At 68.9% G+C, this 20,147-nt stretch carries 23 protein-coding genes; 5 read left to right on the top strand and 18 right to left on the bottom strand.

The window, feature by feature from the left end:
- From Q7S93_RS02965 to Q7S93_RS02975, 3 genes are all read left to right on the top strand, one after another.
- Positions 1–800: ATP-binding cassette domain-containing protein (locus Q7S93_RS02965; RefSeq protein ID WP_441339425.1), on the top strand; the 800-nt coding region annotated here is incomplete at its 5' end.
- A 13-nt stretch (positions 801–813) separates the two neighbouring features.
- Positions 814–1,656: a nucleotidyltransferase domain-containing protein gene (locus Q7S93_RS02970; RefSeq protein WP_304712089.1), complete on the top strand. Its 843-nt coding sequence runs from the start codon at positions 814–816 to the stop codon at positions 1,654–1,656.
- Between the two features lie 54 nt (positions 1,657–1,710).
- Positions 1,711–2,322, top strand: a complete 612-nt coding sequence (locus Q7S93_RS02975) for a glutathione S-transferase family protein (RefSeq protein ID WP_304712090.1) — start codon at positions 1,711–1,713, stop codon at positions 2,320–2,322.
- A 12-nt stretch (positions 2,323–2,334) separates the two neighbouring features.
- Here the strand turns inward: Q7S93_RS02975 and Q7S93_RS02980 are convergent, their stop codons facing one another.
- Positions 2,335–3,282 carry a hypothetical protein gene (locus tag Q7S93_RS02980; protein WP_304712091.1) on the bottom strand — a complete coding sequence of 316 codons (948 nt, stop codon included), beginning with the start codon at positions 3,280–3,282 and terminating at the stop codon, positions 2,335–2,337.
- 137 nt (positions 3,283–3,419) lie between these two features.
- Between Q7S93_RS02980 and trmFO the strand changes: the two genes are divergently transcribed.
- Complete coding sequence (trmFO, locus tag Q7S93_RS02985; protein ID WP_304712092.1) at positions 3,420–4,817, top strand: methylenetetrahydrofolate--tRNA-(uracil(54)-C(5))-methyltransferase (FADH(2)-oxidizing) TrmFO; 1,398 nt, start codon at positions 3,420–3,422, stop codon at positions 4,815–4,817.
- A gap of 1 nt (position 4,818) precedes the next feature.
- On the opposite strand, the gene Q7S93_RS02990 is transcribed toward trmFO, so the two are convergent.
- The 6 genes from Q7S93_RS02990 to yajC all read right to left on the bottom strand — a co-directional run bounded on the left by Q7S93_RS02990 (position 4,819) and on the right by yajC (position 9,534).
- The gene (locus Q7S93_RS02990) at positions 4,819–5,511 is read right to left on the bottom strand and encodes a squalene/phytoene synthase family protein (RefSeq protein ID WP_304712093.1); all 693 of its coding nucleotides are present in this window, start codon (positions 5,509–5,511) and stop codon (positions 4,819–4,821) included.
- Positions 5,512–5,576: 65 nt separating this feature from the next.
- Positions 5,577–6,182, bottom strand: coding sequence for a urate hydroxylase PuuD (locus Q7S93_RS02995; RefSeq protein ID WP_304712094.1), 606 nt, complete (start codon positions 6,180–6,182; stop codon positions 5,577–5,579).
- Between the two features lie 96 nt (positions 6,183–6,278).
- Positions 6,279–6,638: an Mth938-like domain-containing protein gene (locus Q7S93_RS03000; RefSeq protein WP_304712095.1), complete on the bottom strand. Its 360-nt coding sequence runs from the start codon at positions 6,636–6,638 to the stop codon at positions 6,279–6,281.
- 3 nt (positions 6,639–6,641) lie between these two features.
- Positions 6,642–7,595, bottom strand: a complete 954-nt coding sequence (gene secF / locus Q7S93_RS03005; RefSeq protein WP_304712096.1) for a protein translocase subunit SecF — start codon at positions 7,593–7,595, stop codon at positions 6,642–6,644.
- Between the two features lie 11 nt (positions 7,596–7,606).
- Positions 7,607–9,211, bottom strand: coding sequence for a protein translocase subunit SecD (secD, locus tag Q7S93_RS03010; RefSeq protein WP_304712097.1), 1,605 nt, complete (start codon positions 9,209–9,211; stop codon positions 7,607–7,609).
- A gap of 35 nt (positions 9,212–9,246) precedes the next feature.
- Positions 9,247–9,534 (bottom strand): preprotein translocase subunit YajC, encoded by a 288-nt coding sequence (gene yajC, locus Q7S93_RS03015; protein WP_370652057.1) that lies wholly within the window; start codon positions 9,532–9,534, stop codon positions 9,247–9,249.
- Positions 9,535–9,709: 175 nt separating this feature from the next.
- Between yajC and Q7S93_RS03020 the strand changes: the two genes are divergently transcribed.
- The gene (locus Q7S93_RS03020) at positions 9,710–10,549 is read left to right on the top strand and encodes an ATP-binding protein (RefSeq protein ID WP_304712099.1); all 840 of its coding nucleotides are present in this window, start codon (positions 9,710–9,712) and stop codon (positions 10,547–10,549) included.
- 27 nt (positions 10,550–10,576) lie between these two features.
- On the opposite strand, the gene Q7S93_RS03025 is transcribed toward Q7S93_RS03020, so the two are convergent.
- The 11 genes from Q7S93_RS03025 to ftsN form a co-directional block, all read right to left on the bottom strand.
- The gene (locus tag Q7S93_RS03025) at positions 10,577–11,860 is read right to left on the bottom strand and encodes a LysM peptidoglycan-binding domain-containing protein (RefSeq protein ID WP_304712100.1); all 1,284 of its coding nucleotides are present in this window, start codon (positions 11,858–11,860) and stop codon (positions 10,577–10,579) included.
- Positions 11,861–11,963: 103 nt separating this feature from the next.
- Positions 11,964–12,620 carry a protein-L-isoaspartate(D-aspartate) O-methyltransferase gene (locus Q7S93_RS03030; RefSeq protein ID WP_304712101.1) on the bottom strand — a complete coding sequence of 219 codons (657 nt, stop codon included), beginning with the start codon at positions 12,618–12,620 and terminating at the stop codon, positions 11,964–11,966.
- A gap of 2 nt (positions 12,621–12,622) precedes the next feature.
- On the bottom strand, positions 12,623–13,399 hold the full coding sequence (surE, locus tag Q7S93_RS03035; protein WP_304712102.1) for a 5'/3'-nucleotidase SurE: 777 nt from the start codon (positions 13,397–13,399) through the stop codon (positions 12,623–12,625).
- A complete protein-coding gene (serS, locus tag Q7S93_RS03040; RefSeq protein WP_304712103.1) occupies positions 13,396–14,676 on the bottom strand; it encodes a serine--tRNA ligase in 1,281 nt (426 codons plus the stop codon). The genes surE and serS overlap by 4 nt, the downstream gene beginning before the upstream one ends.
- 132 nt (positions 14,677–14,808) lie before the next feature.
- Complete coding sequence (gene tatC / locus Q7S93_RS03045) at positions 14,809–15,708, bottom strand: twin-arginine translocase subunit TatC (protein ID WP_304712104.1); 900 nt, start codon at positions 15,706–15,708, stop codon at positions 14,809–14,811.
- A complete protein-coding gene (gene tatB, locus Q7S93_RS19010; RefSeq protein WP_370652055.1) occupies positions 15,705–16,274 on the bottom strand; it encodes a Sec-independent protein translocase protein TatB in 570 nt (189 codons plus the stop codon). Before tatB ends, tatC begins: the two co-directional genes overlap by 4 nt.
- A 116-nt stretch (positions 16,275–16,390) precedes the next feature.
- The gene (locus Q7S93_RS03055; protein ID WP_304712105.1) at positions 16,391–16,603 is read right to left on the bottom strand and encodes a twin-arginine translocase TatA/TatE family subunit; all 213 of its coding nucleotides are present in this window, start codon (positions 16,601–16,603) and stop codon (positions 16,391–16,393) included.
- A 244-nt stretch (positions 16,604–16,847) separates the two neighbouring features.
- On the bottom strand, positions 16,848–17,498 hold the full coding sequence (gene scpB, locus Q7S93_RS03060) for an SMC-Scp complex subunit ScpB (RefSeq protein WP_304712106.1): 651 nt from the start codon (positions 17,496–17,498) through the stop codon (positions 16,848–16,850).
- A complete protein-coding gene (locus Q7S93_RS03065) occupies positions 17,495–18,310 on the bottom strand; it encodes a segregation and condensation protein A (RefSeq protein ID WP_304712107.1) in 816 nt (271 codons plus the stop codon). The genes scpB and Q7S93_RS03065 overlap by 4 nt, the downstream gene beginning before the upstream one ends.
- Entirely contained in the window at positions 18,310–19,326 is a 1,017-nt protein-coding gene (nagZ, locus tag Q7S93_RS03070; protein WP_304712108.1) for a beta-N-acetylhexosaminidase, read from the bottom strand. The genes Q7S93_RS03065 and nagZ overlap by 1 nt, the downstream gene beginning before the upstream one ends.
- Positions 19,323–20,084 carry a cell division protein FtsN gene (gene ftsN, locus Q7S93_RS03075; protein ID WP_304712109.1) on the bottom strand — a complete coding sequence of 254 codons (762 nt, stop codon included), beginning with the start codon at positions 20,082–20,084 and terminating at the stop codon, positions 19,323–19,325. Before ftsN ends, nagZ begins: the two co-directional genes overlap by 4 nt.
- Between the last annotated feature and the right edge of the window lie 63 nt (positions 20,085–20,147).

The raw sequence follows: 20,147 nt of genomic DNA on the forward strand, positions 1-20,147 counted from the left end.
ACCAGGCGCCGATTGGCCGCACGCCGCGTTCGAACCCGGCCACCTACACCGGCCTGTTCACGCCGATCCGCGACCTGTTCTCGGGCGTGCCGACGGCGAAAGAACGCGGCTACAGCGCCGGGCGCTTCTCGTTCAACGTCAAGGGCGGCCGCTGCGAAGCCTGCCAGGGCGACGGCGTGACCAAGGTGGAGATGCACTTCCTGCCGGACGTGTACGTGCCCTGCGACGTCTGCCACGGCAAGCGCTACAACCGCGAAACTCTGGAGGTGCTGTTCAAGGGCAAGTCGATCTCCGACGTCCTGGACATGACCGTCGAAGAGGCCGCCGACTTCTTCAAGGCCGTGCCGCCGGTGCGCGACAAGATGGACACGCTGAAGAAGGTGGGCCTGGGCTACGTCCAGGTCGGCCAATCGGCCACCACCCTGTCAGGCGGCGAGGCCCAGCGGGTGAAGCTGTCCAAGGAACTGTCGCGGCGGGCCACGGGACGCACCCTCTACATCCTGGACGAGCCAACCACCGGCCTGCATTTCGAGGACATCCAGAAGCTGCTGGAGGTGCTCCACGAACTGGTGGACCAGGGCAATACGATCGTGGTCATCGAGCACAATCTCGACGTCATCAAGACCGCCGACTGGCTGGTCGACTTCGGTCCCGAGGGCGGCGACGGCGGCGGCGAGATCGTGGCGGTGGGCACGCCGGAAGCCGTGGCGGCCCAGCCGGCCAGCTGGACCGGCCGCTACCTCAAGGATGTGCTGGATCGCCACGAACAGCGCCGCCTGGCCCGCCGCAAAAGCGCCTGAGGTCACGGCCGCCATGACGCCCGATCAGCAATCTCTCCTCGAGGCGCTGAAGACGGCGCTCGACGCCGACGGCCGCATCCTGTCGGCCTGGCTGACCGGCAGCCTGGGGGCTGGCCGGGGCGACCCCTGGAGCGATATCGACATCGCCCTGGTGGTGGCGGCCGACGACATGCCGGGCCTGCTCGCCGACCTGATGGCCCCTGATGGCCCCCTGCCCGCCACAGCCCTGCGCCTCAGCCAGTTCGGCCGCCTGGTGAATGGGACCACCCCCAAGCTGCAGCGGTTCGACCTGCTGCTCTCGACGCCCGAAGAGTTCGCCCGTCAGAAGGCCGCCGATGTGAAGCTGCTGTTCGGCGACTCAAGCCAGGGCCCGACCGAGCGACCCCGGCCGGCGCCTGATCCGGCCGCCGTGGCGCGACGCGTCGAGGGCCTCGTCACCGAATTCCTGCGCGTCCTCTCTCTTGCCCCCGTGCCTGTGGGACGGCGGGAGTGGGTGGTGATGCAGGACGGCGTCGGCCATCTCCGCCGCCTGTTGATCGAGCTGATGCTGGAGGAGAACGGCGTCGGTCCTGCCGAGCGCGGCGGCGCCAAGAAGCTCTATCCGTTCCTGACCCCCGAACAGATCGCCGAGCTGGAGGCCCTGGTCCCGCCCCGGGCGGTGGAGGCCGACCTGCTGGCCGCCAATCGCGACCTGCGCGACCTCTTCCTGCCCCGCGCCCGCCGCGTCGCCCAGGCGACCGGCGCCGTCTGGCCCGCAGACTGGGAGGCGGCCGTCATGTCCGGCCTCGCCCGCGATCTGCCGGCGCTGGGCTGGGCTGGGCTGGGCTGGGCTGACGCAACGTCAGGGTTTCCGTAAACGCCTGTTCGAAATAGCGTCGCTCCATTCGTTTAAGCGATTTGGAGCTGACCCATGATCCTCTACGGCGCGCCCATGCCGGCGCCGAACCCCCGCCGTGTCCGCATTTTCCTGGCGGAAAAGGGCATCGACCTGCCGGAAACCACGGTCGATATGCGCAAGCGCGAGCACAAGTCTTCGGACTATCGGGCCAAGAACTCTCTGGGCCAGATCCCGACCCTGGAGCTGGATGACGGGGCGACCATTTCCGAGACCGTCGCCATCTGCCGCTATTTCGAGGAAACCAACCCTGAGCCGCCGCTGTTTGGCCGCACGGCCCTGGAAAAGGCCCATGTGGACATGTGGGTCCGCCGGGTCGAGTTCGTGCTGATGACGCCCATCGGCAACTACTGGCGCCACGCCCACCCCTATACGGCCGCCCTGCTGACCCAGTTCAAGGACTTCGGCGAGTCGAACCGGGAGACCTATGCGGGCGCCCAGAAGTGGCTGGACCGGGAGCTGGCCAGCCGGGATTTCATCGCCGGCCACGACTTCACCGTCGCCGACATCTGCGCCCTCTCGGCCGTGGACTTCGCCACCTGGATCGGTCTGGAGATGGATCCCGACTACGCCAATCTGGCCGCCTGGCATCAGCGGGTCAGCGCCCGCCCGAGCGCTCAAGCCTAAGGTCGCCTTAGCCTAGACCAGGGGTTCGCCCTCGCCTCGCGCCTCAGGCGCGGGGCGGAAGGCCTGGTAGGCCATGACCTGCGGCGCCAGGATCACCGGATAGTAGATGGCCGTGAGCACGGCGTTGAACACCAGATAGAGCACGGTCTGGACCGAGACATAGGCGCTGAACGAGCTGAAGTCGGGCTGGAAGGCCTCGCCGACAGACGACATATTGCCCCCCATCGCGACGGTGGCGATCCCGGCCAACGCCGCAAAGATCACCATGGCCAGCAGGCTGACAACGATGATCGAGATGAGCGCCAGCAGATAGGCGCCGAACATCGCCCAGAAGTGGCCCCGCGTCAGGCTCCAGGAGCCGAACACCGCCAGCCGCTGCTGGTCGAAGGTCAGGACCGGCGCCAGGGACAGGCGCACCAGGACATACAGCCACAGCCCGCCGAAGAAGAGCAGCATGCCGCCCCCCACCAGGGCCATGGCGCCCTGCCCCGCCAGGGAGGCGAGCCCGGCGCCGATAGCGGCCAGCACGGACAGGGCCAGCACCCCGCCAAGGGTCAGCAGATAGTAGATCAGCGTCAGGCCGATCAGCCGGAGCTCGTCGGCGCCGAAGCGCAGATAGCCGCGCTCGGCCGCCTCCTCAGGCCGCAGGTGAATCCGATAGACCGCCGCCGCCGCCACCGAGACCACGAACAGGCCGATCGGCGCCAGGGTCAGATAGGCCGGGGCCATGTCCCGCATGAAGACGGCCAGTTCCTCCGCCGTCATGTCGGCGGCGTTCTCGGCCTGCAGCAGGAAGTCGCCCCCCAGCAGGATAAGCGCCGTGGCGCTCACGAAAGAGACGATCAGGTGGAACAGGGCCCAGATCAGCACGACCCGCGGCTCCTCCCGCGTCAGCCGAAAGCCCTCGAAGGCCGCATCGCCCGAAGAGAAGGGCGCATCACCCGAAGAAAAGTCGCTCATCTCAGCTCCCCGACCGGCGCGCCAAAGGCTTGAAACGCCTGGAGCCGTCGACCATCGGCGGTGAAACTAGGCGCGCGCCCTGCCCGCCTGCAAGGCCCGGCTCGCGAAGTGCGCAGATCGTTGCTAATGGAACGCCCATGAGCCTCTCTCCTATCCATGTCATCGGCGGCGGACTGGCCGGTTCGGAAGCCGCCTGGCAGATCGCCCAGGCCGGCGCCCCGGTCGTGCTGCACGAAATGCGCCCGGTGCGCGGCACCGACGCCCACCACACCGACAAGCTCGCCGAGCTGGTCTGTTCCAACTCCTTCCGGGCCGATGACTGGGCCGGCAACGCCGTCGGCCTGCTCCACGCCGAGATGCGCCGGCTGGATTCGATCATCATGGCCTGCGGCGACGCTCACCAGGTGCCGGCCGGCGGCGCCCTGGCCGTGGATCGGGACGGCTTCGCCGACGCCGTGACCGCGCGGCTGGAGGCCCACCCCAATGTCACCATCGCGCGGGGCGAGGTCGCCGGGCTGCCGCCTGCGGATTGGGACAATGTGATCATCGCCACGGGTCCGCTCACCTCGCCGGCCCTGTCCCAGGCGATCCTCGACCTGACCGGCGAGGGCGCCCTGTCCTTCTTCGACGCCATCGCCCCCATCGTGACGGTGGAGTCGGTGAACATGGACATCTGCTGGCGCCAGTCCCGCTACGACAAGGTCGGGCCGGGCGGGGATGCGGCGGCCTATATCAACTGTCCGATGGACAGGGACCAGTACGAGGCCTTCATTGACGCCCTGCTGGCCGGCCCCAAGTCGGAGTTCAAGGACTGGGAGCACGTCCCCTATTTCGACGGCTGCCTGCCCATCGAGGTGATGGCCGAGCGCGGCCGCGAGACCCTGCGCCACGGCCCCATGAAGCCCGTCGGCCTGACCAACGCCCACAAGCCCGACGAGAAGGCCTATGCGGTGGTCCAGCTGCGCCAGGACAATGCGCTCGGCACCCTGTGGAACATGGTGGGCTTCCAGACCAAGCTGAAGCACGGCGCCCAAACCGACATCTTCCGGATGATCCCAGGGCTGGAAAAGGCCGTCTTCGCCCGCCTGGGCGGCCTGCACCGCAACACCTTCATCAACAGCCCCCGCCTGCTGGACGGCGCCCTGCGGCTGAAGGTCGATCCGCGCCTGCGGTTCGCCGGCCAGGTGACCGGGGTCGAGGGTTATGTGGAGAGCGCCGCGGTGGGCCTGCTGGCCGGCCGCCTCGCCGCCGCCGAACGCCTGGGCCGCCCGCTGGCCCCGCCGCCGCCGACGACAGCGCTGGGGGCCCTGATCGGCCACATCACCGGCGGCCACCTGGACGGGGGCGCCGGCTCCTTCCAGCCGATGAACATCAATTACGGTCTGATCCCGCCCCTGGAGAGCCCCAAGCGGGACGCCGAGGGCCGCCGCCTGGGGTCCAAGGAACGGGGCCGCACCAAGAAGCGCATGGTGGGCGAGCGCGCCCTGGCCGACCTGGACGCCTGGATCGGCCAGCCGGCCCTGGCCGCCGAGTAGGTCAGACCCGGCCGGTCAGCGCCGCCAGCGTAATGCGCCAGCGCTTGCCCAGGGCCGAGGGCTCGCGGCCTGTCGCATAGATTCTGGAGAGCGCCGCCTGGGCGCCGGCAGGAAAGGCCGCCACGCTGAGGCCCCGGGCCTGGGCGCGCAGGCTCGACAGGGCGTCCGGGTCGCCCAGCGCTTCACCCGCCAGACGCCGGCGCGACAGGGCCCAGGCGGCCCCGGCCGCCTCCGCCGCCATGGGGCTCGCGCTAGGATCCAGGAGCTGGGCCGCCAGCCGGGCGACAGCGCCGCCCGTCTCCCGCGCCCAGAGCACGGCCTCTTCGGGGGTCATCGGCGTAGGGTCCAACTCGCGATAGCGGGCGTCGATCATCAGCTCCAGATCGGCCCGCGGCAGCCTGCGCCGGGCGATCACCTGCGCCAGGGCCTGGGCGGTGGGATGGTGGCGCACCGGCCGGGCTTCGTAGGCCTCGTCCAACACCTCGCGCCACCAGGCCAGGCGGATCTCGCCCAGCAGGGCGTTGGACGCCACCCTGGGCGCCCGGGCCAGTTCGTGGTCGAAGGCGTAGAGGGCCACCACCTCGGCCCTTGCCTCCGGCTCGGCGATCAGCCGGCTGGCCAGCCAACGGTCCGGATCCACCGAAAGGACCAGGGCGTCCAGGTCCTGGGCTGGCGGCGACGCGTCCTCGCTCATGGGGCTCCAAAAACAAAAGGACCCGCCAAGACGGCGGGCCCCAGAGACTTAAACCGTTTTGGCGGTCAGCCGAAGATGGTCTGGTTCATGGCCATGGTCACCAGCATCGGCAGCGAGAGCAGCGTATTGGTGCGCGAGAACAGCATGGCGGTGCGGCCCGCCTTGGCCTTGGCGGCATCGTCGGCCTCGACCATGCCGAGCGCGATCTTCTGGTTCGGCCAGATGAACAGCCAGACGTTCAGGAACATGATGATCGCCAGCCACATGCCCACGCCGATGAAGGTGTGTTGCGGCACGACGAAGCCGCTGGCGGCGCCCAGGCTCAGCGCCTCGAGCAGGAAGCCGCGGCTCCAGGCCAGGGCCAGGCCCGAGACCAGGGTGAACAGCGCCGCCCAGCGGAACCAGAACAGCGCCTCGGGCGCGATGTGCTTGGAGATGGCCGGCCTCATCTCGGCCGGGATGTCGGGCATCTTCCGGATCTGGACGAAGTTGAAATAGTAGAGCAGCCCGATCCAGAGGATGCCGAAGACCAGGTGCATCCAGCGGAACACCGCCTGGACGAAGATCACGTCGGCGCCGCGATTGTGCACCATGTAGCCGACGATCATGACCACCGAGAGCAGCAGGCTCACGATCATCGTATTGCGGAAGTTGGACAGCAGGCCCTGCATCGACGTTTCCCCGTTTTCTTGGTTCTGCCCTATAGCCGCGCTTCTCGCGGCGCAAGTCCAGTCCCTTGATGAGGGTGTTGACCGGAAGCCGGGCGATCAGAGGGCGATCAGGGCGCAGGCCAGGCGGCGACCCTCGGCGGTCAGCACATTGTACATCCGCGCGGCGGCCGCGGTGTCCATGAACTCCAGGCCGATCCCGCCCTTCTGCAGCAGATCCCGCAGGGGCCGCGGCGGCAGGGCGTTGGCCGCGCCGGTTCCCAGGAGCAGAAACTCCACGTCCCGGGCCCCGGCGGCGAAGACCGGATAGAGGGAGTCAGGCGTGACATCGGCCAGGCGGGTGACGGGCCAGGCCGCGGCGACGTCGGACACGATCAGCAGAGAGCCGGGCCGCCAGACGCCGGACACGCGAAAGCCCCCGGGACCGAAGCTGTCCAGGCTGGGGGCGTCCCGAGCCACGGCCTAGGTGCGGACCGGCAGGGGCTCGGCTTCTTCCTCGCCCCGCTTGACGCCCCACAGGAGGATGATCGGCGCCGCCACATAGATCGAAGAATAGGTCCCGATCACCACGCCGAAGATCATGATCACCGAGAAGCCGAACAGGGTGGGACCCCCAAATATCGCCAGGGCTCCCAAGGCCAGAATGGTGGTCAGGCCTGTGATGATGGTCCGCGAAAGGGTTTCGTTGATCGTCAGATCCACCAACTCCCCAAGGGGCATCCGTTTGTATTTTCTTATGTTCTCCCGCATGCGGTCGAACACGACGACGGTGTCGTTCATCGAGTAGCCGATGATCGTCAGGATCGCTGCGATACTGGTGAGCGAGAATTCCAGGTCAAAGAGCGCGATCAGCCCAAAGGTGAGCACCACATCGTGGAGCAGGCCCACCACCGCGCCGACCCCGAACTGGAGCTCGAAGCGGAACCAGATGTAGATCAACATCAGGGCGATAGCGAAGCCCAGGGCCATAAGACCATTCTGGAACAGTTCCCCCGAGACTTTCGGTCCAACCACCTCGGTCTTGGCGAAGGTGACCTCGCCGAGGGCCGATGTCAGGGCGGCCTTCACTTCCTCAATGGCCTGCTCCGAGCTCTCGCCTTCCGGCGTCTGGAACCGGACCAGGGCTGAGGACGGCGCGCCGAACGCCTGAACCTGGACATCGCCAAGCTCCAAACCGCCAAGCTCGGACCGAACCCGACTCAGATCGACCGCCTGGGGGGCGGTGGAGATCTCCAGCAAGGTCCCGCCCTTGAAGTCGATCCCGCAGTTCATGCCGCCGCAGGGGGGCGTCAGGGGATAGAGCGCCAGGAACAGGGAGGCGATCGCCGCCAGGACAGAGGCGACGGCCGCATACTTCGCGAAGACGACGAACCGGAAGTTCGTTTTGACAGGCAATATTCTGATCAGCGGCCACATGGTTCGCAACCTCAGACGATCGGCAGGGTCTTGGGCCGCGTGGCCCGGAACCACAGGGCCAGCAGCACCTGGGTGACGAGAACCGCGGTGAAGACCGAGGTGAGGACGCCGATCGACAGCGTCCAGGCAAAGCCACGGACCGGTCCCGAACCGAACTGGAACATGATCAGCGCGGCCAGGATGGTGGTCACATTGGCGTCGATGATGCTGCTCATGGCCTTGGAGAAACCCGCATCCATGGCCGCGATGGCGGTTCGCCCAGCCCTGATCTCGTCCCGCATCCGCTCGTAGATCAGCACGTTGGCGTCGACGGCGACCGCAAGCGTCAGGATCAGGCCGGCGATGCCCGGCAGGGTCAGGGTGGCCTGGGTCACCGACATGATTGCGATGATCAGCAGGGCGTTGATCAGCAGGGCGATCACCGAGATGCCGCCGAACAGGCCGCCATAGGCGACGACCATGAAGACGAGAATGGTGATAAAACCAATTCCGGTGGAAATCTGGCCGGCGCGCACGGCGTCAGCCCCGAGTTCGGCCCCGACAGTTCGCTGTTCTTCCACAGTCAGGGGCGCTGGGAGCGCGCCGGCCCGCAGCAGCACGGCCAGGTCATTGGCGCTTTCCGGCGTGAAGCTGCCGCTGATCATGCCGCTGCCGCCGGTGATCGCGCTGCGAATCACGGGGGCCGAGATCACCCTTCCATCTAGGACGATCGCAAAGCGCTGGCCGATACTGGAGGCGGTCGCCTCGCCAAACCGGCGAGCGCCCAAGCTGTTGAAGCGGAAGTTGACCACCGCTTCGCCGGTCTGGGAATCGAAGCCCTGGCTAGCGTCGGTCAGCATCTCGCCGGAGACCAGGGCCCGGCGGCGGACGACGATGTAAGGGCTCAGGCCATCCTCGCTGGGGAGCACCTCGGAGCCGGGCGGCGCCCGGCCTTCGGCGGCGGCGGCCAGGTCTGCGCTTTCGTCCACCATCTGGAAGGTGAGCTTGGCCGTCTGGCCGATGACGTTCTTCAGGCGCTCCGGATCGCTCTCGCCCGGCGCCTGGACCACGATGCGGTCAACACCCTGGCGAATGATCGTGGGTTCACGGGTGCCAAGTTCGTCGATGCGGCGGCGGATAATTTCGATGGACTGTTCGACCGCCTTGGCGGCCTCGGCGTTCATGGCCGCCTCGACGAAGCTGATGCGCAGCCCGGCGGTCCCTTCGGTGCTGACGGTGATGTCGCTGCCGCCCGTCGTCCCGGCCAAGGGCACGCCCAGCCTGGTCCGCAGGATAGTCGCAGCATCATTGCGACGGGCCGGATCGGTGATCCGCAGCGTGATCTCTCCGCCCTGCTCGCGCAGTTCGGCAAAGGCGATGCCCTCGGCGGTTAGGGTCACCCGCGTATCTTCCAGCGTGTTGACCAGACGCTCGGCGCGAAGAGCCTGGGTGTCCACCTCCAACAGGAGGTGAGAGCCCCCCTGCAGATCGAGGCCCAGGTTCAGCTGCTGCCGCGGGAAGAACGCCGGCATGGAGGCGAGCGTCTGCTGCGGCAGCATGTTCGGGACGGAGAAGAGAACGCCGAAGACCGCCGCCAGAACGACGGCGATGATCTTCCAGCGCGACAGGGTCATCATGAGGCGAGGCCGCCCTTATGCTGGCGCAGGATCAGTCAGGACTTGGAATCGTTGGCCGGCGCCGGTTCACCCCGGACCCGGACCTCGGAGATCATGGTCCGAACCACCTTGACGGTCACGCCGGTGGCGATTTCAAGGCCGACTTCCTTGTCCTCGACCCGAACCACCTTGCCCAGCATGCCGCTGGCCAGGACGACCTGGTCGCCGCGCTTGAGTTCGGCGACCATCTTCTGGTGCGCTTTCATCCGGCGCTGCTGCGGGCGGATCATCAGGAAATAGAACAGGACGACGAGCAGGATCAGCGGCAGGAACTGAAGGATCATGTCCTGGGGCCCAGCGGCGGCGGCGCCGGCGGTCTGGGCGAAGGCGGGCGTGGCGAACATAGCCTCTCCGGCAAGCGGTCAAGGGCCCGGTGCGTCGGCCCCTCTTCAAGTCGGCGGAAGCTATGCGCTGGCGCCCCCTTTTGCAATGCGAGCCCGAGGGTTAAGCAGCCAAGTCATGGATCACGCCCTCTCGCCCCTGCTCATTCGCATCGCCGAAGCCCTGGAACGCCTGGCGCCGCCGGCTCCGGCGATCGTGGATTTCACCGCCGCTCGGCTCTTCCGGCATGATCCGGAAACCGGGGGCTTCCACCCGGCCCCGGATTATCCGCTGAGCCTCGAGTCCCTGGTGGGCGTGGAGCGGCAAAAGGCCCGCTTCGTGGAGAACCTCGAGCGGTTCGCCCAGGGGCTGCCGGCCAACCATGTGCTGCTGTGGGGCGTGCGCGGCACGGGCAAGAGCTCCATCGCCAAGGCGGCCTTCATGACCGTGGGCCAGGGGCACGAGGCCCTGAAGCTGGTGGAGGTGGACCGCGACCAGGTCACAGCCCTGCCCGCCCTGTTCGACGTGCTGCGGGGGCGGGACGAGCGCTTCGTAGTGCTGTGCGACGACCTGTCGTTCGAGGAAGGCGCCGCCGCCGCCAAGGCGCTGAAGTCGGCGCTGGAGGGTGGCGTGTCCGGCCCGCCAGCCAATGTTCTGTTCGTGGCCACCTCGAACCGCCGCCACCTGATGCCCCGGGGCCATCAGGAGGATCGCGGCCTGATCGCCACGGCCGAGGACGCCGAGGAAGAGGTCAGCGTCTCCGACCGCTTCGGCCTGTGGATCGGCTTCCCGCCCATGGACCAGCCCACCTATCTGGAGGCGGTGCGCGCCTATGCCGCGCGCCATGAGCTGAACGATCCGGACCTGGACCGCCACGCCCTGCAGTGGGCGCAGTTGCGCGGCGCCCGCTCGGGCCGGGTGGCCTGGCAATTCATCCGCGACCTGGCCGGGGCGCAGGGCAAGACCCTGCCCCTCTGACGGCGCAACCCCCGGCGGCGCCCATCCCTACTGGGGCAGGACCAGCATCGGATCGATGGGTCGGGCGCGGTCCTGCGGGGTCGGGGCGAAGCGCACCTCGAAGTGCAACTGCGGCTCGCCCACCTCGCCGGTGGCCCCGGCCTGGCCGATCTGCTGACCCTGGCTGATCTTGTCCTGCATCTTCACGTCGATGCGGGCCAGGTGGCCATAGGCGGTGACCCAGCCGTCCGCGTGCTTGATCAGCACCAGATTGCCGAAGCCCGGCACCTGGTCGCCGGCATAGACCACGTCGCCGGCCGCCGAGGCGCGCACGGCCTCGCCCGAGCGGGCGCGGATATTGACGCCGTCATTGCGCTGCCCGGTGCCCTTGGGGCCGAAGGTGGAGAGGATGTCCCCCCGCAGGGGCCACACGAACCGACCGCGGCCGAGCTGCGAGACCTGAGCGTCGGCCGGGGTGCGGGTGCTCGGCACGATGGGCGGCGCAGTCGGCGCAGGCGCCGGTGTGGCCGGCCGCGGGGCGGCGGGCGCCGGGGCGGGCGTCGTCGGACGCGGCGCGGCGGGGGCCGGCGTAACCGCCGGCGGCGGCGGGCTGGCGGCCGGGGCCGAACGGGTCACAGGCACGCGGACCGTGCTGGTGATCGGGCCAGTGTCGCGGAAGCCGGCCGGCAGCAGCAGGCGCTGGCCCGGGCGGATCAGATCGGCGATCTGCATGGAGTTGGCGTCGGCGACGCCCTGGGCCGGCACGTTGAAGCGCCGGGCGATCGCATAGAGGGTGTCGCCGCTGGCCACCACATAGGCCTTGGCCGTACTCGACGGGCCTTTCAGGGTCTGGCCCGGCCGGATCAAATAGTTGGGGGCAGACAGATTGTTGTCCTGGGCCAGCTGGGTGACGCTGGTGTCCAGCTTGCGGGCGATCCCATAAAGGCTGTCGCCGGCGACCACAGTATAGGTCTGAGGCGGACCATCGGCGTCCACCACCTGGCCCGTGGCCGAGGTGCGGGTGACGGTCTCATATTCCTGAGCCGGCGGCGGCGGGGGCGGCGGATAGCTGTCGCCCGGCCGCGGCTGCGCCGAGGGCAGCGGATCCAGGGGCCGCGACTCCACCGGGCTGGTGGGCAGGGCCGAGGGCGGCGGGGTGGTGTCGCCGGGCATGGGCGTGGCCTGCGGCGGCGTCCCCTGGGCGTCCGGTCCCTGGCGGACGGGGAAGTTCGGCCGAACCGGCTCGACGCCTTCGTTCTGATAGGTCGAACACGCGGCCAGCACGCTGCCGGCGAGCAGGACCAGAGCCGTACGGGTGAGAATGTGCGTCATGGCCGCTCCATGGGTCAGATACGAACTTGAGTCAGGGCCGCAGGGTTAACGGTCGGTTAAGTCGGGCGGCCAAGCCTGCCCGGAATACGATCTTCAGCGCCGCTCACAGTTCGCGGGCGACGCCGTCGAGAAGGGGCACAAAGCGAACTTCCCCAAGATCCTCCACGGTGAAGCCGCCCTTCCCGTCCCCGCAATAGCGGCGAAGGATCTGGACGGGGCCGCGGCCGATCGGGGCGACGAGCATCCCGGCCGGCTTGAGCTGGTCCAGCAGGGCGCGGGGCTCATCTGGGGCCGCAGCTGTGACCATAATGCGGTCGAAAGGCGCCTGTTCGGGCCAGCCCTGGCCGCCATCCCCGAACCGGGTGATCACATTGGTCAGTTGCAGCGCCTTGAACCGCGCCTCGGCCTCGGCCAGCAAGGTGCGATAGCGCTCCACCGTGTAGACCAGCCGCGCCATGCGCGAGAGGATCGCCGTCTGGTAACCCGAGCCGGTGCCGATCTCCAGCACCCGGGCGCGGGGCTCGATCTTCAGGGCCTGGGTCATCAGGCCGACGATGAAGGGTTGGCTGATGGTCTGGCCGCAGGCGATCGGCAGGGCCGAATCCTCGAAGGCCCGCTCCTGGAACAGGTCCGGCGTGAACATCTGCCGGGGGGTGGCCTCCAGCGCCTTGAGCACCTTGGCGTCGCTCACCCCTTGCGAACGCAGGGACAGGACCAGGCGGGCCAGGCGGGTCTCGGGCTTGTCCTCGTCCTTGGACATTGTCAGGCCTTTGGCGGGGCGCCGCCCAGGACGCCGCGCATCTTGAAGACGGTTTCGGCGTGGGTCAGGTCGATGTGCAGGGGCGTGACGGAGATCTTGCCCTGGTAGATGGCCCGCAGGTCGGTCCCCTCCTCCGGCTGGGAGCGCTCCTGGCGGAAGCCCATCCAGTAATAGTCCCGGCCGCGCAGGTCGCTGCGCCGCTCGGCGTGGCGCACCTGGACGTCGCGGAAGCCCTGGCGGGTGACCTCGACCTCGGTCACCTCCGCGGCCGGTCGGTTGGGGAAGTTGAGGTTCATGACCACGTCCTTGGGCCAGCCGATCTCCAGCAGCCGCTTGACGATACCCGGAGCAAAAATCTCGGCCACCTCGAAGAAGGGGTCATTCGGCTTCGGACCGCCGGTCTGCGACAGGGCGATGGCCGGGACGCCCATGGCCATGCCCTCGATGGCGCCGGCCACGGTGCCGGACATGGTCACGTCCTCGGCGATATTGGCCCCGCGATTGACGCCGGACAGCACGAGGTCGGGCTTGGCGCCCTTGATCAGCTCGCTCATGCCCAGCATCACGCAGTCGGTGGGCGTGCCGGTGACGGCGAAGCGGCGCTCATCCAGGCTTCGCACCCGCACCGGCTCCGACAGGGTCAGGGCCCGGGAGGCGCCGGACTGCTCGTATTCCGGGGCGACGATCCAGATGTCGTCCGACAGCTGCCGGGCGATCCGCTCCAGGGCCTCCAGCCCCTCGGCGTGGATGCCGTCGTCATTGGTCAGCAGAAGTCTCATACGTCGCCGCCGATCCGGGTCAGCCCGCCCATATAGGGATGCAGGGCCTGGGGCACGGCGATGGCGCCGTTCTCGTCCTGATAGTTTTCCAGGATGGCGACCAGGGTGCGGCCGACCGCCAGGCCCGAGCCATTCAGGGTGTGGACGAAGCGGGTCGCCTTGTCGCCGGCGGCCTTGGTGCGGGCGTTCATCCGCCGACCCTGGAAATCGCCGCAGTTGGAGCAGGAGCTGATCTCGCGATAGCGCCCCTCCGACGGGATCCAGACCTCGAGGTCATAGGTCTTGCGGGCCGAGAAGCCCATGTCGCCCGAGCACAGCAGCATGGTGCGGAAGGGCAGCTCCAGGGCCTTCAGCACGGCCTCGGCGCAGCCGACCATCCGTTCGTGTTCGGCGTCCGACTGGTCCGGGGTGGTGATGGAGACCAGCTCCACCTTCTGGAACTGGTGCTGGCGGATCATGCCGCGGGTGTCGCGCCCCGAGGCCCCGGCCTCGGACCGGAAACAATGGGTGAGCGCCGTGAGACGCAGCGGCAGCTCTTCGGTGGGCGTGATCTGGTCGCGCACCAGATTGGTCAGCGAGACCTCGGCGGTGGGGATCAGCCAGCGGCCATCCTCCGTGTGGAACAGGTCCTCGGCGAACTTGGGCAGCTGGCCGGTGCCGAACACCGCTTCGTCGCGCACCAGCAGGGGCGGCGAAACCTCCAGATAGCCGTGCTCGCGGGTCTGCAGGTCGAGCATGAACTGGCCGAGCGCGCGCTCAAGCCGGGCCAGCTGGCCCTTCAGCACCACGAAGCGCGAGCCGCTCATGCGGGCGGCCGCCTCGAAGTCCATCAGGCCCAGGGTCTCGCCCAGGTCCACATGGTCCTTGGGCGAGGCGATGGCGAAGGGCTCGCCCCAGCGGCGTACCTCCTGGTTGTTGGCTTCGTCGGCGCCGGGAGGCACGTCGGGGGCCGGCAGATTGGGCAGGCCGGCCAGCAGGTCGCGCAGGGCCTCGCCGGTCTCGCGCTCGACGCTCCCTTGCGTTTCCAGATCGCCCTTGAGGGCCTCGACCTCGGCCATCAGGCGGGCCGCCTCGGCCTCGTCCTTGCGGCCCTTGGCCTGGCCGATCTGCTTGGAGAGGTCGTTGCGGCGGCTCTGGGCCTCCTGCAGGGCGGTCTGGGCGGCGCGCAGGGTGGCGTCGAGGGCCAGCGCCTCGGAGACGACGCCGGACCGGCTCTTCGCACTCCAGGCCTGCTCATAGAGGTCGGGATTGTCGCGAATGGCCTTGATGTCGTGCATGGCGCCGGCGGTCTTCTTGAGGTGAGCGGCCTTCTCTAGAGCGCGTCGGCCATGGGGCCAAGCCCGCGGGGATCTCTAGAGCGCGTTCCGTAAAAGTGGACTCCGGTTTTACGGGTGAAACGCGCTCAAACTCTAGGTGGGGATCACATCCGTGCCCGCGTCATCCTCGCGCCTGCGACGGCGTTCCATCAGGCGCACGCACCAGATGGAGACCTCGTAGAGAAGGATGATCGGGATCGCGAGGGAGAGCTGGCTGATCGGATCTGGCGGGGTGACCACGGCCGCGACGATGAAGACGCCGAGGATGGCGTAGCGCCGGCCAGTGCGGAGCATCTGGGCGTTCACGATGCCGGTGAGCGCCAGCAGAGTCAGCACCACCGGCAGCTGGAAACACAGGCCGAAGGCCAGCAACAGGGTGGTGACCAGGGTCAGATAGTCCGAGACCTTGGGCAGCAGCTCCACGGTCACGGCGGCGTCGCCGATGATCTGCTGCGACAGGGAGAACCACAGGACGAAGGGCAGGATCATATAATAGACGAGGCTTGCCCCCAGCAGGAACAAGGCCGGCGCTGCAGCCAGGAACGGCAGGAAGGCCCGGCGTTCACGCTTGTAGAGCCCCGGCGCCACGAAGGCGTAGACCTGCCAGGCCAGCACCGGGAAGGTGAGGATCACCGCTCCAAAGGCGGCCAGCTTCAGCTTGGTGAAGAAGAATTCCAGTGGCGCGGTAAAGACCAGCCGAAGCCCCTCCCCGCCGGCGGGCACGTCGGTGAAGCCGCTGAGCGCCGAGATCAGGGCGAAGGGCCCGTGGCCCCCGCCGCCGGCCGTCTCGGCCGCCATCAGTCGGGCGGCCACCTCGAACGGGTGCAGCAGGAAGATGTAGATCGGCTCGGCGAAGGCGAAGCAGAGGCCAAAGCCGGCCCCGAAGGCGACGATGCAGATGATCAGCCGCTTGCGCAGCTCCACGAGATGGTCGAGCAGCGGCGCGCGGGAGGCTTCGATCTCGCGATCATCATCGTCTTCGACTGTGCTCACGCCTGGTCTCCGGCGGGCTTGGCCCGGCTGGCCCGGGGCTTGGCCGGCGCCTTGGCGGCCGAGGGTGAGGCCGCCTTTCGGGGCGCCTTGGGCGCATCGGCTCCGGCGGCTGGGGCCTTGGCCTTGGCAGGCTTGGCCGCGGGGGACTCGGACTTCACCGCGCTCGGCTCTGGCTTCGCGGCGGGCTCCGTCGGCGCCGCTGGCTCCGGGTCACTCAAGGACTGGCTGCCAACATAGGGATGGCCCATGGGCGGGTGGACCTGCATCTCACCGCTGGCGAGGCCGGTCTCGATCTCCCGCATCACCGACTGGGCGTCGGTGCGCCCCAGCTCGTCGTCCAGGGTCTTGCCGCTGCGCAGGGCCTCGACCTCCCGGCGCAGCTCGTCCAGTTCGGACTGGCGGCCCATCTCGTCGAAGCTGGCGCGGAATTCCGCCGCCATGCCCCGCAGGCGCGCCGTGAACTGGCCCAGCCGACGCATGAGCATCGGCAGGTCCTTGGGCCCCACCACCACGAGGGCGACGATGCCGATGAGCAGGAGTTCCCCTGCGCCGATGTCGGGAAGCATGGCCGTTGTCGCCTAGGGCCTTGTCAGACCAGGAGTAAGGAATGCGGCCCAGGGCGAGGGCCCTGAACCGATGACGTCGAAGATCGGCCGCCGAAGCGCCACGACCGGTCGGGCGATCAGCTGCGAACCTCGTCCTTTTCCCGCTCGGGGATGGTCTTGACGGTGTCCGGCTTGGTTTCCTCGGCGTCTTCGTTCTTCAGGCCGTCGCGGAAGGCGCGGATGCCCTTGGCGGCGTCCCCCATGACGGACGAGATCTTGCCCCGCCCCCCGAACAGAAGGGCGAAGACGACGAGAACGATCAGCCAGTGCCAGATCGAGAACGAGCCCATAAGGCGAAACTCCTATGCTGAGCGGTCTAGGCGACCGCGTCGCCACCCCTCAATTCCATATCAATATAGCGACTCCCGCCCCCAAGCGCCAAGGTGAGGCGCAGAGGGATTTGCAAGAGCGCGTTCCGATAGGTGGGAACCGGCTATCGGAACGCGCTCAAGACTTTAGAGTCTAGAGCCTGATTCAACGATCAGACGATTCCGTCTGATCGCATCAGGCTCTAAGGCCCGGCTCACAAGGTGGTCAGGAGGGCTGGCCGTCCTCGTCCCCGCCCAGGAAATCGGTGTGAAATTCCGGGGCGTCGTCCAGGGCGATCGGGTCCTCGTCAGCCCCCGCCGCCGACGGATCGGGTACGGAAAAGTCCGGCGGCAGGTCCAGCCCGAGCAGCCCGGCCGCCTTCATCTCGGCCATACCGGGCAGATCCACGAGACTGGCCAGGCCATAGAGCTCCAGGAAGGCGTCGGAGGTGCCGTAGGTGACCGCCCGCCCGGGCGTCCGGCGACGACCCCGCATGCGCACCAGGCCAAGCTCCAGCAGCACGTCCAGGGTGCCCTTGCTGGCCTGAACCCCGCGCACCGATTCGATTTCAGCCCGGGTCACCGGCTGATGATAGGCGATGATGGCCAGAGTCTCCTGGGCGGCCTTGGATAGGCGCCGCGGCTCCTCGCGGGCCTCGGTCATCAGATAGGCCAGGTCGGCGGCCGTCTGGAACCGCCAGCGATCGGCGACGCAGACCAGCTCCACCCCTCTGCCCTCATAGCGGGCCTTCAGCGCCATCAACGCCCCGCCCACATCGGCGTCCGGTCCCAGGCGCTCGACCAGTTCGGCGGCGCTCAGGGGTCCCGCGGCGGCGAACAGCAGCGCCTCCAGGGCGCGCTCGTCGGACGCGCTCATGCCGCAGCCCCTTCGTGGCGGGCGCGCAGATAGAGGTCGGCGAAGGCTTCCAGCTGGCGGGCCTCCAGGGCCCCCTCCTTCACCAGCTCCAGGCTCGCCGACAGGGTGGAGGCGAGATAGGAGGCCCGCGAAGGCCCCTCGCCGGCGCCGGTGCGGATCGGCGCGACGCCGGCCAGGGGCGTCCAGCGGTCCAGTTCCGGCAGCAGGCTGCGCAGGCGATCACGGGCCGCCTCCAGCGGATAGGCCCGGGGCGGCCGGGGGGCGTAGTGGCGGTTCTCCTCTCGACGCCGCTGGTCGAGATAGGCGTCCATCAGGCTGTAGAGGTCGCCCTCGATCCGCATCGAGGGAATGATCCGGATGGCCTCCGGGTCGCCGCGGCCGAACACGTCGCGGCCCAGCTGCGGCCGGGCCTTCAGGGCCTCGGCGGCCTGGCGCATGGCGTCGAGCTTGGCCAGGCGGAAGGCGAGCTGGGCGGCCATCTCCTCGGCCGGCGGCTCCTCGGCCTGGGGACGTTCGGGCTTGGGCAGCAGCAGGCGCGACTTCAGATAGGTCAGCCACGCGGCCATGACGAGATAGTCCGCCGCCAGGGAAAACCGCAGCCGTCGCGCCTGATGGACGAAGGCCAGATACTGCTCGGCGAGCTTCAGGACCGACAGCTTGAGCAGGTCGACCTTCTGGGTGCGGGCCAGGGCCAGCAGCACGTGCAGCGGACCTTCATAGCCGTCCACGTCGATGATCAGCGCCTCGCCGTCCTCGGCCGCCGTGGCCGCGGCCTCGAAGTCGAGATGGGGCTGGAAGCCGGCGTCGCTCATCAGCCGCCGTCGAAGGCCGCCTCGAACCGGGCGCGGGCCTCGGCGAGGTCGAGGGGTTCAGGTCGCCGGGCCAGGCGACCGAGGGCGGCTTCGGCCCGGCGGCGGGCCTTGCCCGAAAGCTCGCCGCAGGCCTCGGCGATCGGCGCCATCTCGGCCAGATCGCCATTGCAGTGGAGAACCACATCACAGCCGGCCGCCAGGGCGGCGCGGGTGCGATCCTTGAAGGTCCCCGAGAGCGCCTTCATCGACAGGTCGTCGCTCATCAGCAGGCCCTGGAAGCCGATGGACTCGCGGATGACGTGCTTGATGGCCTTGCGGGAGGTGGTGGCGGGCCGCTTGGGATCGATGGCCGAATAGACCACGTGGGCGGTCATCGCCATGGGCATGTCCGACAGGATGCGGAAGGGCTCGAAGTCCACGGCCTCCAGCTCCGCAAGGGCGGCGTCCACCACCGGCAGATCCAGGTGGCTGTCGGCCGTGGCGCGGCCGTGGCCGGGGATATGCTTGATGATCGGCAGGACCCCGCCGGCGATCAGCCCCTCGGCCGCGGCCCGACCCAGCAGGGCGACCTCCTCAGGCGTCTTTCCATAGGCGCGGTCGCCGATGACGTCGTGCGCGCCGGCCTGGGGCACGTCGAGCACCGGCACGCAGTCGGCGTTGATGCCCAGCTCGGCCAGGTCGTGGGCCATCAGCCGGGCGCCCAGGCGGGTGATCTCCCGGCGCAGCAGCGGATCGTTGCCAGCCAGTTCGCCATAGGCGCGGCCCGGCGGATAGACCGACCAGTGCGGCGGGCCCAGGCGCTGCACCCGCCCGCCCTCCTGATCGATCAGGACCGGCGCGTCCTCACGGCCGACGGTCTCGCGCAGGGCGTCCACCAGCCGCCGGACCTGGGCGGGACTGTCAACATTGCGCTTGAAGAGGATGAAGCCCCACGGCTTCACATCGGCGAAGAAGGCCGCCTCCTCCGCGGTCAGCTCCAGGCCCGCGCAGCCGAAAATGCAGGCGCGGAGGCTCACCGGACGAAACAGCTGCGGCCGGCCGCCTTCAGGCGGTCGCAGAAGGCGGTGGCCTCCCCGCGGGAAGAGAAGCCGGTGACATAGCCGCGATAGAGGGTCTTGCCGTCGCTCTGGACCGGCTCCACCCGCTTGCCCTTGCCGGCGGCGGAGTCCGGCAGGGCCCGCATGGCGTCGCTCCAGCCGGCGTCGGCCAGGGCTTCGGACGAGAAGGCGCCGACCTGAACCATGGCCCCGCCCGAGGCCACGGCCGCAGGGGCCGGAGCGGGCTTGGGCGCCGGGGTCGCGGGCTCCGGCGCCTTGGCGGCCGGCTTCGGCGTCGGTTGGGGCGTCGGTTGGGGCGCCGGCTGGGCTGGGGGGGTCGGCTGGCTGGTCACCGGCGCCGAGGGGCGCAGGTCCGGCGCGGGCCGCGCCTGCGGCTCCTCCGGCGGGGGCACGAAGTTGGGCTCGGCCGGGGTCGGCGCGCCGTCTTCCGACCGATAGATCTGCAAGCCGGTGGCCGGATCGATCGGCTGGTCCTCCGGCGAGGGGGCGGTCTTCATCTCGCCGACGGGGGTTCCCACGGTCTGCGGCGGTTCCCCGGCCTCGCGGGCGCCGGAGCGGTAGATCAGCACGACGGCGATCACCAGCACCACCAGGACGACGGCGCTGATCAGCAGCATCATGGGCGCCGGGCGCGATCCGCGCACGGGCTGGCGCGCATCGAACGACAGCGGCGCATCGGTGGGGGGCGTATAGGCGCCGCGATCATGGTCGGACATCGCGAAGGCTCCGCGGGGAAAACAGGTGTCGAGGACCAGCCTGACGAATCAGGCCGCATCTGG

It is taken from the genome of Phenylobacterium sp., from assembly GCF_030646615.1.
In the GTDB taxonomy this organism is placed as follows: Bacteria; Pseudomonadota; Alphaproteobacteria; order Caulobacterales; family Caulobacteraceae; genus Phenylobacterium.